The 1,358-nt window shown below is 45.4% G+C and carries 2 protein-coding genes; both read left to right on the forward strand.

Annotated features, from left to right (window positions below; all coding sequences use genetic code 11):
* A partial coding sequence (locus ACQ76X_RS35845; protein WP_438498658.1) for a phosphotransferase occupies nt 1-411 on the forward strand: 411 nt, incomplete at its 5' end.
* A 272-nt stretch (nt 412-683) separates the two neighbouring features.
* On the forward strand, nt 684-1,358 hold a 675-nt coding region (locus ACQ76X_RS35850; protein ID WP_438498659.1), incomplete at its 3' end, for a hypothetical protein.

Raw genomic sequence — 1,358 nt, forward strand, 5'->3', positions numbered from 1 at the left:
CTTGGAGATGATGACTTTAAGCCTCTGACTGCCGGCTGGGCCCACCTTGATCTGTGGGCAGACAATTTGCTTTTCGAAGGAGATGCTCTGGCAGCCATCGTTGATTTCGACCGGGCACGCTACTCGTTTCCAGCGCTGGACCTCGGGCGGGCTGTCCTTTCCGGTACGCTCAGCGAGCGCGGATTCCGCAAGGATGCAGTGGTCGCTTTCACTGAAGGCTACCGTAGTGTGCGGCGGCTACCGCCGGGCTCGATTTTGAGGGCAATCAAGTACGTCTGGTGTATCGAATCGCTTTGGTGGATTCAGCCGTCGTTCGAATCGTCCAGCTTGGTCCCTGTCCGTTTTGCCGAAGAAATGATCCACACTGCGGAGCGGTGGGAGCAACTCGACGCTCTTCTTGGGGACATTTAGCTGGATGTACGCTAACCTAGTGCACGGATACGGTAGTTGAATAAAGCAATTTTCGAAGAAAGGGGACTGACCAACAGGTCGCCGTGGCTCTTCCACCCTGACTTCATTGAGTTAGACCTATTCCAGTAAAGAGGTGTTCGGTTATTCGTAAATTTACCAAAATGTTATGTGTTTTTCTTATTGCAGGAATATCTGCTCTTGTTGCAATGCCTATCCAGATGACAGCCAATGGAGGCCCTGGGGATATATCACCAGATGTTCAAGGAGGGGGAATGAAGTTCACCCAAAAGAAAAACATTATACTTAAAGAAGAAAATCTATCTTTTATTATCAAGGGTGATACGGTAGAAATCACTGCAGCGTATACTTTGTTTAATAAAGGCGGAGCTGATAAAACGGCGTATATTTTTCCTATTCATTTCTACGTTAATGAACATGGATGCGAACCGAATTGTGACTTCAAAGCAGATAACTTTCGGATTACAGATGGCAATAAATTACTCCCAATAAAAAATGAGCGTACAACCAAAACTGTAAATCAAGTAATAGAAGATGAATATATCGTCCAAAAAGTTACCCGCGAATACATAACTGAGATTAATTTTGCAAAGGGAGAGACCAAAAAGCTTACGGTGCGGTATTCGGTAAACGCTGGATTTTACGACTGGATGATTTCTGGTCAGCCGTTAGTGATTTTCGGGGATAGACATTTTAGCTACGATGTAGCACCAGCAGGATATTGGGGGAATGGGAGAGCCGGCAAACTAAACATCACATTTGATTACCGCGACATTGTTAGGAAAGGCGGCTCTCCCATCCGTCTCTCACTTCCATACGGAAAAGAAACAGAAAAAGGATTACTTAAACTCCAACTGGAAAATGCCGAATTGAAGAAACTTGGCCAGCTTGAGTTTAAGTATGAGTATGAGGCGTATTTATTATCCAAA

The sequence above is a fragment of the Paenibacillus sp. IHBB 3054 genome (genome assembly GCF_051594305.1).
Classification (GTDB): domain Bacteria; phylum Bacillota; class Bacilli; order Paenibacillales; family Paenibacillaceae; genus Paenibacillus_AQ.